9 protein-coding genes are annotated in these 13,419 nt (G+C 63.0%); 5 read left to right on the top strand and 4 right to left on the bottom strand.

All coding sequences use genetic code 11. The features are described from left to right. The first annotated feature begins 61 nt into the window (after nucleotides 1-61). Nucleotides 62-1,372 carry an N-succinylarginine dihydrolase gene (locus tag O6X71_RS04135; protein WP_353465059.1) on the top strand — a complete coding sequence of 437 codons (1,311 nt, stop codon included), beginning with the start codon at nucleotides 62-64 and terminating at the stop codon, nucleotides 1,370-1,372. A gap of 21 nt (nucleotides 1,373-1,393) precedes the next feature. On the opposite strand, the gene O6X71_RS04130 is transcribed toward O6X71_RS04135, so the two are convergent. Continuing rightward, the gene (locus O6X71_RS04130) at nucleotides 1,394-2,401 is read right to left on the bottom strand and encodes a sugar kinase (protein ID WP_353464575.1); all 1,008 of its coding nucleotides are present in this window, start codon (nucleotides 2,399-2,401) and stop codon (nucleotides 1,394-1,396) included. Between the two features lie 339 nt (nucleotides 2,402-2,740). On the opposite strand from O6X71_RS04130, the gene O6X71_RS04125 reads away from it, so the two are divergent. Beyond that, a complete protein-coding gene (locus O6X71_RS04125) occupies nucleotides 2,741-4,393 on the top strand; it encodes a Na+/H+ antiporter (RefSeq protein ID WP_353464574.1) in 1,653 nt (550 codons plus the stop codon). 314 nt (nucleotides 4,394-4,707) lie between these two features. Here O6X71_RS04125 and O6X71_RS04120 read toward each other — a convergent pair whose 3' ends face one another. Next, nucleotides 4,708-5,049, bottom strand: coding sequence for a hypothetical protein (locus tag O6X71_RS04120; protein WP_353464573.1), 342 nt, complete (start codon nucleotides 5,047-5,049; stop codon nucleotides 4,708-4,710). 147 nt (nucleotides 5,050-5,196) lie between these two features. Between O6X71_RS04120 and O6X71_RS04115 the strand changes: the two genes are divergently transcribed. Together O6X71_RS04115 and O6X71_RS04110 are read left to right on the top strand one after the other, a co-directional pair. Beyond that, on the top strand, nucleotides 5,197-7,347 hold the full coding sequence (locus O6X71_RS04115) for a TonB-dependent siderophore receptor (protein ID WP_353464572.1): 2,151 nt from the start codon (nucleotides 5,197-5,199) through the stop codon (nucleotides 7,345-7,347). 108 nt (nucleotides 7,348-7,455) lie between these two features. Further along, on the top strand, nucleotides 7,456-8,091 hold the full coding sequence (locus tag O6X71_RS04110; RefSeq protein WP_353464571.1) for a glutathione S-transferase: 636 nt from the start codon (nucleotides 7,456-7,458) through the stop codon (nucleotides 8,089-8,091). Nucleotides 8,092-8,125: 34 nt separating this feature from the next. Here the strand turns inward: O6X71_RS04110 and O6X71_RS04105 are convergent, their stop codons facing one another. Next, on the bottom strand, nucleotides 8,126-10,555 hold the full coding sequence (locus O6X71_RS04105; RefSeq protein ID WP_353464570.1) for a TonB-dependent receptor: 2,430 nt from the start codon (nucleotides 10,553-10,555) through the stop codon (nucleotides 8,126-8,128). 145 nt (nucleotides 10,556-10,700) lie between these two features. After that, nucleotides 10,701-12,836 (bottom strand): M3 family metallopeptidase, encoded by a 2,136-nt coding sequence (locus O6X71_RS04100; protein ID WP_353464569.1) that lies wholly within the window; start codon nucleotides 12,834-12,836, stop codon nucleotides 10,701-10,703. Between the two features lie 144 nt (nucleotides 12,837-12,980). On the opposite strand from O6X71_RS04100, the gene O6X71_RS04095 reads away from it, so the two are divergent. Beyond that, nucleotides 12,981-13,250, top strand: a complete 270-nt coding sequence (locus O6X71_RS04095) for a DUF1488 family protein (RefSeq protein WP_056058830.1) — start codon at nucleotides 12,981-12,983, stop codon at nucleotides 13,248-13,250. Nucleotides 13,251-13,419: the final 169 nt, after the last annotated feature.

The raw sequence follows: 13,419 nt of genomic DNA, 5'->3' as shown, positions 1-13,419 counted from the left end.
TTACCTATTTCGGCTATCCGTTCCGCTCGATGCGGATACTGCCGTGTTGGAGCCCCTGCCGATGGGACGAAGGAGTGACGCCGTGATCGAGATCAATTTCGACGGGATCGTCGGTCCTTCCCACAATTATGCCGGCCTCTCGGTCGGTAATCGCGCGTCGTCTGCCAACGCGGGCGGGGTATCGGCGCCTCGTATCGCCGCGCTTCAGGGCATCGCGAAGATGCGGCGAATGATGGCGATGGAACTTAGGCAAGGCATCTTCCTTCCGCATGACCGCCCGAACATGGGGTGGCTGCGAGCTCTGGGCTTCGTGGGCAGCGATCCGGAAGTCCTTGCGTCGGCGTGGACTGCCGACCGTGCACTGGTAGCCAACGCAATGTCGGCCTCGGCGATGTGGACAGCGAATGCGGGCACCGTTTCGCCCGCATCGGATACGTCCGATGGACTGTGCCATATTTCGGTGGCGAACCTTTCGACGATGCCTCATCGCGCCAGCGAGGCAGCGCAGACCGAGCGCCAACTTCGCCTAGCTTTTGCAGACCCTCGGTATTTCCGCGTCCATGGGCCCCTGCCCTCCGCCTTCGGTGACGAGGGCGCGGCGAATTTCATGCGGCTAGTGCCTTCCGACGGTGGCGCCGCGGTCGAGATATTCGTTCACGGTGAAGGCCATGCGGGGGGCTTTCCCTCACGCCAGCATCGAACCGCAAGCGAGGCGGTTGCAAGACGTCATGGAACCGATCCGTCGTGTACGCTGATGGTGCGGCAGAGCGACGCCGCGATCGCGGCCGGCGCGTTTCACAATGACGTGGTGGCCGTGGCGAACGGTCATGTACTGTTCGCGCATGCCCAGGCGTTTGCAGACCCTGCCGCGCTGTATGATGCCGTCACGGCACGTGTTCCAGGTGCAGTGATCGTCGAGGTTCCGGCGGACCGCGTCAGCCTGGACTCCGCGATCAAGACCTATCTGTTCAACTCGCAGCTCGTCACGATGCCGGACGGCGGCATGACCCTCGTCTTACCCGCAGAAGCGCGGGAGAATACCGACGTCTGGGCATGGCTATCAGAGCTGATGGCGGCTGAAAGTCCGATTACACGTCTGGAGGTGGTCGACGTTCGCGAATCCATGCGAAACGGCGGCGGCCCAGCATGCCTCAGGTTTCGCGTTCAGGTCGATGCCGACGCCTACGCAGCAATTGATCCCCGGTTCCTGCTGGACGACGCCGCTTGCAACCGGATCGAGGCTGTCATCGCGCGCGAATGGCCCGAAGCGATTGCGCCCGACGATCTCGGCGATCCGGATCTCTGGGAGCGGTGCAAGCGTGCGCGGACGTCGTTGACGGCCGCGTTGGGATTCGGCCCTGACGAAATCTAACGGGCTGGACCCGCTCCCCAATTAACGGCGGACATCGAGCCCGCCGGCGAGATAGGCATCGATATCCGTCTGAAGGAACAAGCTTGCGTCGCCCGGCAGCGAATGTTTCAGGGCGGCGAGCGCAAGACCGATACGTGCGGTCGTTGCGATATCCTGACCCGAGCGAAGCCCGTGCAACACGCCGGCCGCGAACGCGTCGCCGCCGCCGATCCGATCGACGATCCCGGCCAGCACGACCTCGGCGGTTTGGACGTGCTCCTGGCGCGTGTCGATCCGTGCTGAGAGACGGTGAAGGTCGACGTGCTCGACGTGCCGCGCGGTTGAGGCGATCGTCTGCAGGCGAGGGAATGCCGCGAACGCTGCCTCGGCCGCCTCGCGCCGACGGTCGTCCGCATCGCCGGAGAACGCGCGGTCGAGTAGCAAGGCGATGTCGCGGTGATTGCCGAACATCAGGTCGGCATGCTCGACAAGTTCCGTCAATATGGTCCGTGGATCCGAGTCCCACCGCTCCCAGAGCTTGCCACGCCAATTGCCGTCGAACGAGACCGGGATGCCGCGTTCCGTCGCTGCGCGAACCGCCGTGAGCGCCGCCTTCGCCGGAACCGGACCCAAGGCAGGGGTAATGCCGGACAAATGGAACCGATCGACGCCCGCAAGCAGCGAACTCCAGTCCCAGCTGTCCGCGGGCGCCTCCGCGAACGACGACCAGGCGCGATCGTAGATTACTTCGGTTGCACGCAGCCCCGCGCCGGACGTCACGAAATACAGTCCCATCCGCTCGCCGTCACGTATGATGGTCGACGTGTCGACACCGTATCCACGCAACGTCGTTATCGCCGCACGCCCTAGATCATTGTCCGGAACCATGGTCGCCATCCCGACATCATGTCCAAGCCGGGCAAGCTGCGTAACGACATTGGCTTCCGCGCCGGCGATCCACACGTCGAACCTTGGCGTCTGCATCAGTAACTCACGGCCTGGCGGGGAAAGTCGCAGCATGATCTCGCCGAACGCCAGGAATTTAGTCATGCGATCACTTTCGTACGTCCGTTGCGGACATGGTGAAGGGGACCAGCCAAGCTGGTGAGGCGTATTCCGCCCGCGTACCGTACACAGGCGTCCTCTTCCAACCCCCGCGACAATTTTTGAGCGACCTTGGCCAAGCTTTCGGGGGGATCATATGCTCCGTATCGATCGCGGGGCGGTTTGATCGGAACGTCGTACGGCACGCCCGGTATTGCTGCGTTTCTAAAAAACCAGTGTGCGCTTCCGACATTTTGGGTTCTCTGCTATCCTTGTGGAATACCTCGCGGTCCCGACGACCGTTATGCGCGCCTGCCGCGCCTTTAACATTTCGAGGAGTCCGGTTTGCAGATTGTGACCTTGTGCCTGTTCCTGTTGCTCGCCGTCGTGGTAAGCGGCATCGCCTCGCGCATGCTGCCATCGGCGCTACCCCGGCCGCTCGTCCAGATCGCGCTCGGCGCACTGATCGGCATGGTGGCGCATGTTCGGGTAGAACTCGATCCCGAACTCTTCTTCCTGCTGCTCGTGCCGCCACTATTGTTCCTCGATGGCTGGCGGATCCCCAAGGACGAACTCTTCCGCGATCGCGGTGCCGTGCTGGGGCTGGCGTTGGGGCTCGTCTTCCTCACGGTGCTCGGCATGGGCTTGTTCGTTCACTGGCTGATCCCGGCGATGCCGCTCGGCGTCGCGTTCGCACTCGCAGCGGTAGTGTCGCCGACCGATCCAATTGCCGTCTCCGCGGTCGCCCAGAACGCGCCGATTCCGAAGCGAATGATGCATATCCTTGAGGGCGAGGCGTTGCTGAACGACGCGTCCGGTCTGGTCTGTGTCCGCTTTGCGATAGCCGCCGTGCTGACCGGCACCTTCTCGTTCGCCGATGCCGCCGCGACGTTCGCGTGGATGGCGATCGCCGGGGTTGCGATCGGCGTCGGCGTCGCGCTGGGTATCGTCGCGACGAAGAGCGCCTTTGCACGCCGGTTCGGCGACGAGGCCGGCTCGAACATCCTCGTCAGCCTGTTGATCCCGTTCGCCGCCTATCTGCTGGCCGAACACATCCACGCGTCCGGAGTTCTCGCGGCCGCCGCCGCTGGCATCGCGATGACCTTTACCGACGCGACCACCGCCGTCGCCGCAGGAACCCGCATCCGCAGGCGCGCGGTGTGGGACATGCTGCAATTCACGTTGAACGGCGTGATCTTCGTGCTGCTGGGCGAGCAATTACCCGAGGTGTTCGTGCGCGCACGCGATACCGTCACGTCGACCGGCCATGTCAGCCCGTGGTGGTTGGCCGTGTATGTCGTCGCGGTGGTCGCCGGTCTGGCGATTCTTCGCTACGGCTGGGTCTGGGTTTCGCTGCAGTTCACGATGCTGCGCGCGCGGCGGCGCAACGATACGACCGCCGGTGAGAGCCCGCCACGGCGCATCATCGCGGCAATGTCGTGCGCAGGCGCACGCGGGGCGATCACGTTGGCTGGCGCGCTCACGCTCCCGTTGAGCCTTGCCGACGGTACCCCGTTCCCGGCCCGCGACCTTGTGATCTTCTTGGCGTCGGGCGTGATCCTGTCCTCGCTCGTGATTGCTGCAGTCGCGCTGCCGTTGCTGCTGCGCGGCCTCAGCCTGCCGCCTGAAACCGGGATCGGCGCCGCACGCGATCAGGCGCGGCTGGTCGCGGCCAACGCGGCAATCGCCGAACTCGACCGCGTCCAGCATCGGATGGCCGAAGGGCGCGACGATCCCGACCGCTTCACCGACGTCGCCGCGCGCTTGATGGACCAGTACCGAGAACGCATCGACAGCCTCTCGTCGCTGCCCGAAGACCGCATGCGACAGGGCGATGTGAAGATCGAACGCGACATGCGACTCGCCGCAGTGCGTGCCGAGCGTAACGCGATCTTCGACCTAGCACGGCGCCGGGAGATCGGTGTCGAACTGGCGGAGCAACTCGGCCGCGAACTCGACCTGATCGATGCGCGACTGTTGCGACAGGGCTTGGCCTGAACGAGATAGCGCCCCGCCCGTCCGTGTGACTGAAACCGACGGGGCGCTGAAGGTACGCGTTACTTGGGCGAAGCCTCTACGCCGCGCTATGCCCTTCGCAGGTGAATTTGAAATGAACGAGGTGCCCCGCCCGTCCGTGCGACACTCTCGTATCCGGGCAGGGCACCGAGGATGCAGCGCCCTTCGGCAGCGCATCACTGTGGACCAAGCTAGCAGGAGCCTGAGCGTTTAGAAGCGCAGTCCGTCACGCGAAAACCTCATCTTGTCCTATATCCCCATTTATGATCGCGTGAGGCGAAGTCCCGACGAAGGACTCAATATTCCGGGGCTGCAGGCAACTTAACCTGGCGCAATGCGGCAATCATCGTTCGGGCGCCGGGTGGAGCGAGGCGAAGGAACAGATCGAACAGATCGTCGTCGTCGAACGCGTCAACATCCATGCCGATCGGAAGCGCGATTGCCTGCCGACTTCGCGCGCCGGGCTGAGCTTCCAGAATGATCGTCCGCCATGCCATGCCGACTGGGGGCTGGCCGCCCACGTCGCTGAATTCGCCCACCACCATGTTGCGGATCCGCAGCCTGCGATCGGGGTGCTTGCCGAACCAGGATGCATCCCCCGCCATCGCAATTTCGACCGCCAGTATCTTGCCGCTCATCTCGGTCGCCCATTCCACTCATACCGTTGGGGGTCAGGTGTTGCCGTATTACCGCAGAAGCAAGCGCTATGTGGTTTCGAGGATCAGCAGCTATTGATAATAGTTATCAAAAACATTAGCCGGGCGTCATAACGTAAAGGGAATCATATGACACGTCGCCTTGGCATCGCCATCCTGCTGGGCTCCGCCGCCTTCGCCGCCGCGCCAGGCTATGCGCAAACCTTGCGTGAAGACGCGTCAGAGGTGATCGTCGTAACCGGACAGCATCCGCGAGACCAGGCATCGTCCGGAACGAAAACCGATACGCCGCTCGCCGAGACGCCACAGTCGATCACAGTCATCACCGCCGACGACATCGCAGGTCTTGGCCTGCAGAACCTTAACCAAGCGCTGCGTTTCGTGGCCGGCGTGACGCCGGAGCAACGCGGATCGAGTGCGGAAGTCTACGACCAGTTTAAGCTCCGTGGTTTCGACGCACCGCAATTCCTCGATGGGCTGAAGCTTCAGGGTGGCGTCGGCTATCTGTCACCGCAGATCGACGTGTCGCGTCTCGATCGGATCGAAGTCGTCAAGGGCCCGGCTTCCGTGCTTTACGGCCAATCGGGACCGGGCGGCCTTGTAGCTTTGTCGAGTAAGATGCCGCTCGATCGGAACTTGTACGGCGCGATTAGCGGATCGTACGGCAACTACGACCTGTACCGCGTCGATGCCGATATTGGCGGTCGCGCCGGCGAAGGCGTGCTGTGGCGCATCAACGGCAGTGCGAATGGCGCGTCTACACAGCAGCGCTTCGGCGAGCGCGAGCGCCAGACGGTGTCCGCCGCCGTGACCGTGGGATCAGGCAGCTCGAGCAGCTTCACGTTGCTCGGCGCATATTCGCATGACCCGAAGAACGGTACGTACAGCGTGTTTCCGGCATCTGGGACTTTCCTCGAAAATCCCAACGGCAAGCTGTCGACTAAATGGGACGGCGGCGAACCCGACAATTTCTTTTCGCGTGAACAGGCTGCGCTCACCTACATCTTCAATCATGATTTCGGCAGCGGCTGGAGCCTTCGATCGTCGGGTCGCTACCAGTATGTCAGTTCGAAGCTGGGGATCGTCTATCCGGGCGGCTCGCTCGACAGTAACGATCCGGCGCAACGCCTCTACGACCGGTACTCCTACGCATCCGATGAACAGTTGAATGCCTGGACGTTCGACAACCAACTGCATGGAACGGTCATTACGGGTCCTGTAAAGCATGACATCCTGTTCGGCACCGATCGCCAGGTTTCGCACGCCAAGCAGTTCGTCGCCTTTGGCTCTGCCACCGACATCGACGCCTTCAATCCGGTCTACGGAACGATGCCCGTACCGCGAACGCCGCTGACCGTTCCGGACAGCACGCCACAACGAAACCAAGTCAATCTTCGCCAGCAGGGGGTGTACGCGCAGGACCAGATGTCGGTGGGCGGCTTGCGGGTAGTACTGAGCGGACGCCAGGACTGGGCGCGGATCGACGCTTACGGCCAAACCAGCAAGTCGGAAAAGTTCACGTGGCGTGCAGGTGCACTCTACACGACGTCGATCGGCCTTGCCCCCTACGTCAGCTACTCCACGTCGTTCGAGCCGCAAACCTCGCGCCTTGGTACGCCGGACGCGCTGGGTGAAGTTGCCAAGCCGTCTTCCGGCAAGCAGATCGAGGCGGGCGTTAAATATACTGTGCCCGGCACCCCGATCCTTCTCACGGCCGCTTGGTTCAAGATCGACCAGACCAACCTTGTGACGTCGAACCCGCTGACAAACCTGGTGACACAGGCGGGCAAAGTCCGGTCACGAGGCGTTGAGGTCGAGGCGACCGCCCCCCTGCCCTACGGCTTCAATGCCAAACTCGCTTTCAGCCGCCAGCGTCTCAAGACGATCGAGGATACGAACCCCGCGAATATCGGCAAGGGTATTCTAGGCGTCGGCCGCGGCGGGATCTCGGCAAACCTCGAATGGGCTCCCAACGACGGCGCATTGCAGGGCTTCGCGATCGGTGGCGCGGTGCGTCACGTCGACAAGGTGTATGCCGGCACCTATCCCTATGGTGCCACGCCCGGCGCACCGACCAACACGCCGTCCTACACGCTGGCCGACGCACTCATCCGCTACGACATCGGCGCGCTTTCGTCGCGGTTGAAGGGATTGACCGTCTCCGCGAACGTCACGAACCTGTTCGACAAGAAGTATATCAGCACGTGTTACCTCGATTACGGTTGGTGCTGGTACGGTAATCGGCGGACCGCTCAGGCGACGATCGGCTATCGTTTCTGAGTTGATGGCCTTGCCGCGATCGATGCCGTTCCACGGTATCGATCGCGGTAGCCCCGACTGTCTTGAGGATCAGGCGACCTGGACGCCCGCTCGCATTATGCAGGTCCGATGATGCCGATCCTCTACAGTTTCCGACGGTGCCCCTACGCGATGCGCGCGCGTCTCGCGATCGCGGCGAACGATCGCCAGGTCGAACTGCGCGAGATCGTCTTGCGAGACAAGCCAGTGGCAATGCTCGACGCGTCGCCCAAGGGAACCGTGCCGGTGCTCGTGCTGCCGGACGGTACGGTGATCGACCAGAGCCTCGACATCATGCGCTGGGCTAGTACGAACACAGGCGATGCCGAGTGGCCGACCTGTAGCGACACCGGGTTGATCGCAACGAACGACGGCGAGTTCAAATACCATCTCGACCGCTACAAATATGCTGATCGCTACGATGTCGATCCGGTCGGGCACCGTGATGCAGCGACCGTTTTGCTTCGCGATCTGGACGAGCGGCTGCGTGCTACCGGCAGTCTCGGCAGCAGTCCCCAGTCGATGACCGATCTCGCGATCATGCCGTTCGTCCGCCAGTTCGCGCTAACCGATCGATCTTATTTCGACGGCCTGCCGTTTGAGCGACTGCACGCATGGCTAGCGGGGCACCTCGCATCGGCGTTGTTCGCTCGGGTCATGATACGCCCGGCGCCCTGGCAGCCGGGCGATCCTCCGATGGTATTCCCGACGACGGACGCACAGTAGGAGACCCCGGCAAGCCCGAGGCCCCCTTCGCGCTTCAGAAGCCGACGCTGATGGTCCCGAACACCTGGCGGGGTGCGACCGGGAACTGGTTGAACGTCCCGCTCGCCGCGCCGATGCTGAGCGTCGAGGCGGCGCGCTTGTTCGTGATGTTGGTGACGTTCAGGCTGACCGTCGCCGTCTTGACGATCTCCCCTTCCGACAGCGGTACGTGCGCGGCGATGCGGCCCGACAGCGTGAAGTAGGACGGCACCGACAGGTCGTTAGTGTAGGTCGCGAACCGCTTGCCGATATAGTCGCCGACGAGTTGCGCGTCGAAGATGTCGTAATTGGCCGAGGCGGTGAACTTGTTGAGCCAGTCGGGGCTGCCCGGCACCTTCTTGCCCGCGGTTGCGACCGTGCTCGTCCCGCTGATGTAGTTCTCCTCGTACCGCGAGTTGTTGTACGACAGCGCATCGTAGAACGAGAAGTGCGAGCCGAACCGGAACGTACCGGCGATGTCGAACCCGTCGGTTTTCACCGCACCGACGTTCTGCAGGATCGCCGCGCCGCTGACGACCGCAGTCACAACCGGGTTCGGGCTGATCCCGAGCAGGCGATTGCTGAAGTCGACGTGATAGACGCTGATCTGGCCATCGAAGCCGGTCAACGGGCCAAGGTTCAGCGCATGATGCGAGCGCAAGCCCGCCTCATAGGTCCAGCTCGTCTCGGGCTCGACGTCCTGCTTGAACAGGTCGAACGCCGCCTGGCTGCCGAGTGCGAACGGCGACAATCCGGCGGCGGCACTCGTCTGGAACTGGCGGATGTTCTTCTGGACGTTGACGAACACCTGTTCGTTGTCGGTCGTATCCCACAGCGCACCAAGCTGAGGCAGGAAGTATTTGTGCGTGTCGATCTTGCCGACCGGCAGCGCGACCGAGCCGGTGAACGAGCCCGGGATCGGCTGCGTCGGCACGCGCTGCGACGCATTCTGGAACGTGCTCTTCACCCCGCCCTGGATCGTCAGCGTCGGCAGGACCTTCCAGCTGTCCTGGATATGCGCCTGGTATTCGTCGACGCGGACTTCGCTGTGATATTGCGTGATCAGCGGTGTCAGTTCCTCACGCGGGCGCTGGTACGGCGTGCTCGGATCGTTGACCGGAAACGGATACCAGCGGCGATAGGCGGACGAGCTCTGATGTTCGTACCAGGCGCCGAACTCGACATGATGCGCGCCGAGATCGAGCGCGACGGTGGAGACGAGGCCACCGCGGTCGATGCGGTATTCGGTGGTACGCGTCGCGAGGCCCGAGCCGCCGAACACCTGGGTGAGGTTCTGGCCCGGATAGTAGAACGAGAACAATTTGGGGAGGCCGGCAACGTCGATCGGCCCGCCGATGACACCGACACCGTCATTGTGATGATAATAGGCCTGGTTCGAGAAGGTCACGCGGTCGCTGACGTTCCAGTCGTATTTCACGTAGCCGAGATAGTCGGTGCGCGCCGCGACGCCGTAGTAATTGCGGTAGTTCGACCCGTCCGCCTTGTACGCGCCGGAGTTGAGATAGGTCAGCATTGCGTTGAAATTGGGATAGACGAACGGGCGGACATACGGCGCGGTGCCTTGCGTCGCCGTCGTGACGACGGTCGCATCCTCGTTCGGCTCGGTCTTGTCCGAATACGCGCCGTAGAGCGTCAGCTTGCCGTTCGAGTCATCGTGGACGAACTTGGCATTAGCCTGATAGCCGCCTTGGATACCGTTGAAATCCCACGCCTTAGCCTTCTGCCGCGAGCCCGAGATATAGAACGCGTTGCCGTTGCCCAGATCGCCGCTGTCGATCCGCGCGAACAGTCGGGAGGTCGAATGGCTGCCGAGCGTCTGGTCGACCTGGACGCCCATCTCCTTGCGCGGATCGCTCGAGAAGGTATCGATCGTACCGCCGAGGTTGCTGGTCGAGGCAGTGCCAAGATCGCCCGCGCCGCTGGCCAGCGTCACGCGCGAGACGTTTTCCGAGATGATCGCACGTTGCGGCGACAAGCCGTTGTAGTTGCCGTAATTCTGATCGCCGAGCGGCAGGCCGTCGAGCGTGTAGCCGAGCTGCTGTGCGTTGAAGCCGTGTACGAACAGCGAGATGTTCTGCTCGTTGTTGCCCCATGGATCAGCGGTCAGGAAGGTGACGCCCGGCAGCGTCTGGAGCGCCTTCAACGGACTGACGCCGGGAAGGATCTTCTGCATGTCGACGCCGCTGACCTGCGTCACCGATCGCGTGTTCGCGCCGGTGACGACGATCGTATCATCCTGCCCGGCGGGCGGGGTTGCTGGATCGGCGGGATCGGCCACCGGAGCGGTCGAACCCGGCTCCGCGTCCGTAGCGACCAGCGTCTGCGCCGTTGCAGTTATTGGCACGCCAACCACGACAAAACCGATAGCGCCGCACAACAGCCGCGCGGCCGTACGAGAAAACGCCGTACGAGAAAACTTCGTCATTCTTGAAAACCCCTAGCGAGATCGATCGATCGTCACTCCCGGGGCTGCGCCTATTGGCACGGCGAGACAGTCGGATGACCGTTACGCTACAGATTTAATATGGTGCGGTGCAGCGTTCCGAAAGACCGCCGCACCGCTGTCCGCCTTATTTCGTCGTCGCCGTCAGGCCGCGGTCTTCCAGCATCGGGCCGATATCCGGATCCTTGCCGTAGAACGCCTTGAACATCGGACCGTAATCCTCGGTATGGCCCTTCGACAGGATCATGTCGCGGAAGCGCTGGCCGTTCGCGCGCGTCAGCCCGCCATGCGCCATGAACCACGCATACGCATCGTTATCGAGCATCTGCGTCCACAGATACGCGTAGTAGCCAGCCGCATAACCACCCGCCCAGATGTGCGCGAAATAGCTCGTGCGATAGCGCGGCGGGACGTCCTTCGTGTCGAGGCCCATCGAGTTCAGCGCCTTGGTCTCGAACGCATCGACGTCCTGCGGCCCGGCCGACGCTGGCAGCGAATGCCAGTCCTGATCGAGCGTCGCAGCGGCAACCAGTTCGCCAAGCTCATAGCCTTGGTTGAACTTCGCCGCGTTCTTGATCTTCGTGACGAGCGCCTGCGGCATCACCGCACCGGTGCGGTAATCCTTGGCATAGTTCGCGAAGACCTTGGGATCGAGCGCCCAATGCTCGTTGAACTGCGACGGGAACTCGACCCAGTCGCGTGCGGTGTTGGTGCCCGACACCAGCGGATAGGTCTGGTTCGCGAACAACCCGTGCAGCGCATGGCCGAATTCGTGGAACATCGTCGTGACGTCGTCGAACGTGATCAGCGCAGGCTGGCCCGGCGCGGGCTTGGTGAAGTTGCCGACGTTATACACGACGGGTTTCGTCTTCAGCAGCTTCGACTGGCCGACGAAGTTCGACATCCACGCGCCGCCCGCCTTGTTGTCACGCTTCCAGTAATCGAAATACATCAGGCCCAGTTCGGAGCCGTCCTTGTCGAACACCGTGAAGACGCGGATGTCCGGCTGGTAGGTCGGGATGTCGCGGCGTTCCTTGAAGGTGACGCCGTAGAGCTGGTTCGCTGCGAAAAACACACCGTCGGTCAGCACGCGGCTGATCTCGAAATACGGCTTCAGCTCGTTCTGGTCGAGGTCGTACTTCGCCTTGCGCACCTTGTCCGAATAGAAATCCCAGTCGGACGGCGTGAGCGGGAACGAGGCGCCGGTCGCGTTGATCGTCTTCTGCAACTCGGCCGCCTCGCGACGCTGCTCCGCGGCGGTCGCGGGGACGAGCTGCGTCATGAAGCCCTTCGCCGCGGCGGGGGTCTTCGCCATCTGATCGTACAGCGAATAGGCGGCGTAGTTCGGATAGCCGAGCAACTGCGCCTTCTGCGCGCGCAACTGTGCGATCTTCTGGATCAGCGCGCGCGTATCGTTAGCGTCGCCGCGCTGCGACCGGTTCCAGCTCTTCTCGAACAGCGCCGCGCGGGTCGCACGATCGGAGAGCGAGGCGAGCGCCGGCTGCTGCGTCGTGTTCTGGAGCGACAGCACGTATTTGCCGGGCATGCCCCGCTCCTTCGCGCCCTCGGCAGCGGCGGCGATCTCGGCTTCGCTCAGCCCAGCGAGCTTGGCCTTGTCGTCGACCACCAGCGCGCCCGCCTTGGTGCCGGCGAGCAGCTTCTGCTGGAAGTCGGTCGTCGCGGTCGAGATCTGCGTGTTGAGCAGGCGCAGCTTAGCCTTGTCGGCGTCGTTCAGCTGTGCGCCGGCGTGGAGGAAGTCGCTGTGATAGATCTCAAGGACCTGCTTCTGCTCGGCATCGAGACCTAGCGAGTCCTTCTTTGCGTAGAGCGCCTGGACGCGCGCGAAGAGCGTCGGATCGAGATAGATCGCGTCGCTGTGCTGCGCGAGCTTGGGCGCCTCGGCGGACCGTACCGCGTCGAGCGCGTCGTTGGTGTTCGCCTGCGACACGCCGAAGAACGCCTGGCTTGCGCGGTCGAGCGTGCGCCCCGAGCGCTCCATCGCCTCGATCGTGTTGGCGAAGGTCGGTGCGGCCGGGTTGTTCGCGATCGCCTTCATCTCGGCGATCTGTTCCGCCATGCCCTGCTCGAGCGCGGGCTGGTAATCGGTGTCCTTGATCTGGTCGAAGCGCGGCGCCTGGAACGGCAGCGTGCTGGGCACGGTCAGCGGATTGACGCGCGACGGTTTAGCGGGGGTTTGCGCAGAGGCGGCGCTGGCGATGCAGCACAGGATGGCGGCGGAACGAAGCAGGCTGGAACGCGACATTGACGACTCACAATGGCAGGAGTGATGCCCCTATCCTTGCCCTGCCGCAGCCCTTGTTACAATCGGTTAGCAAACCACCGGGTTGAGCGCTTGCGCTGCCGCCCGCTCGCAGGCAGTAGGCGGTCAAACCCCAGGAGTTCCGACATGGCAAATACCCTCGAAATCGATCAGGCGAGCGTCGTCGACAACGACATCCAGAAGCAGATCGAATTTTCCGGCGAGTTCGACGGCGACGAATATGAGTTCGCGGTCAAGTACGCGGTTCTGAAGGAACTGAGCGGCGACGAACCGGAGGACGACGGCATCGAGCTGTTCAATCGCTTCAACGACGACATCGTCGATGCGTGCCTGGCAGCCATCGAGCGCAAGCCGAATGCATCGACGATCATCGTCGACGAAGACGACCTCGAATAATCAGTATCCAAGCAGCGATCGGCGCCGTCTCGAACGCGCCGATCGCTTCTTTCGAGCGTACTCAGTCTCCGGTCACGAACCGGCGGATACGGGTCGAGTAGCGACTGCCGATCAGCAGCGTCACGCCGAACAGCATCGACGCTCCCCATATCGCCGCGAAGGCGATTAT

Source organism: Sphingomonas faeni, from assembly GCF_040407505.1.
Classification (GTDB): Bacteria; Pseudomonadota; Alphaproteobacteria; order Sphingomonadales; family Sphingomonadaceae; genus Sphingomonas; species Sphingomonas faeni_E.
Note: the sequence above shows the minus strand (reverse complement) of the source record. Positions and strands in the feature narration are given on the sequence as shown.

Bases quoted from the DNA above. Each gene is read 5' to 3' on its own strand.
- O6X71_RS04120 (WP_353464573.1), bottom strand. From the start codon at position 5,049: ATGAGCGGCAAGATACTGGCGGTCGAAATTGCGATGGCGGGGGATGCA.
- O6X71_RS04130 (WP_353464575.1), bottom strand. From the start codon at position 2,401: ATGACTAAATTCCTGGCGTTCGGCGAGATCATGCTGCGACTTTCCCCG.
- O6X71_RS04105 (WP_353464570.1), bottom strand. From the start codon at position 10,555: ATGACGAAGTTTTCTCGTACGGCGTTTTCTCGTACGGCCGCGCGGCTG.
- O6X71_RS04110 (WP_353464571.1), top strand. From the start codon at position 7,456: ATGATGCCGATCCTCTACAGTTTCCGACGGTGCCCCTACGCGATGCGC.
- O6X71_RS04095 (WP_056058830.1), top strand. From the start codon at position 12,981: ATGGCAAATACCCTCGAAATCGATCAGGCGAGCGTCGTCGACAACGAC.
- O6X71_RS04100 (WP_353464569.1), bottom strand. From the start codon at position 12,836: ATGTCGCGTTCCAGCCTGCTTCGTTCCGCCGCCATCCTGTGCTGCATC.
- O6X71_RS04135 (WP_353465059.1), top strand. From the start codon at position 62: ATGGGACGAAGGAGTGACGCCGTGATCGAGATCAATTTCGACGGGATC.
- O6X71_RS04115 (WP_353464572.1), top strand. From the start codon at position 5,197: ATGACACGTCGCCTTGGCATCGCCATCCTGCTGGGCTCCGCCGCCTTC.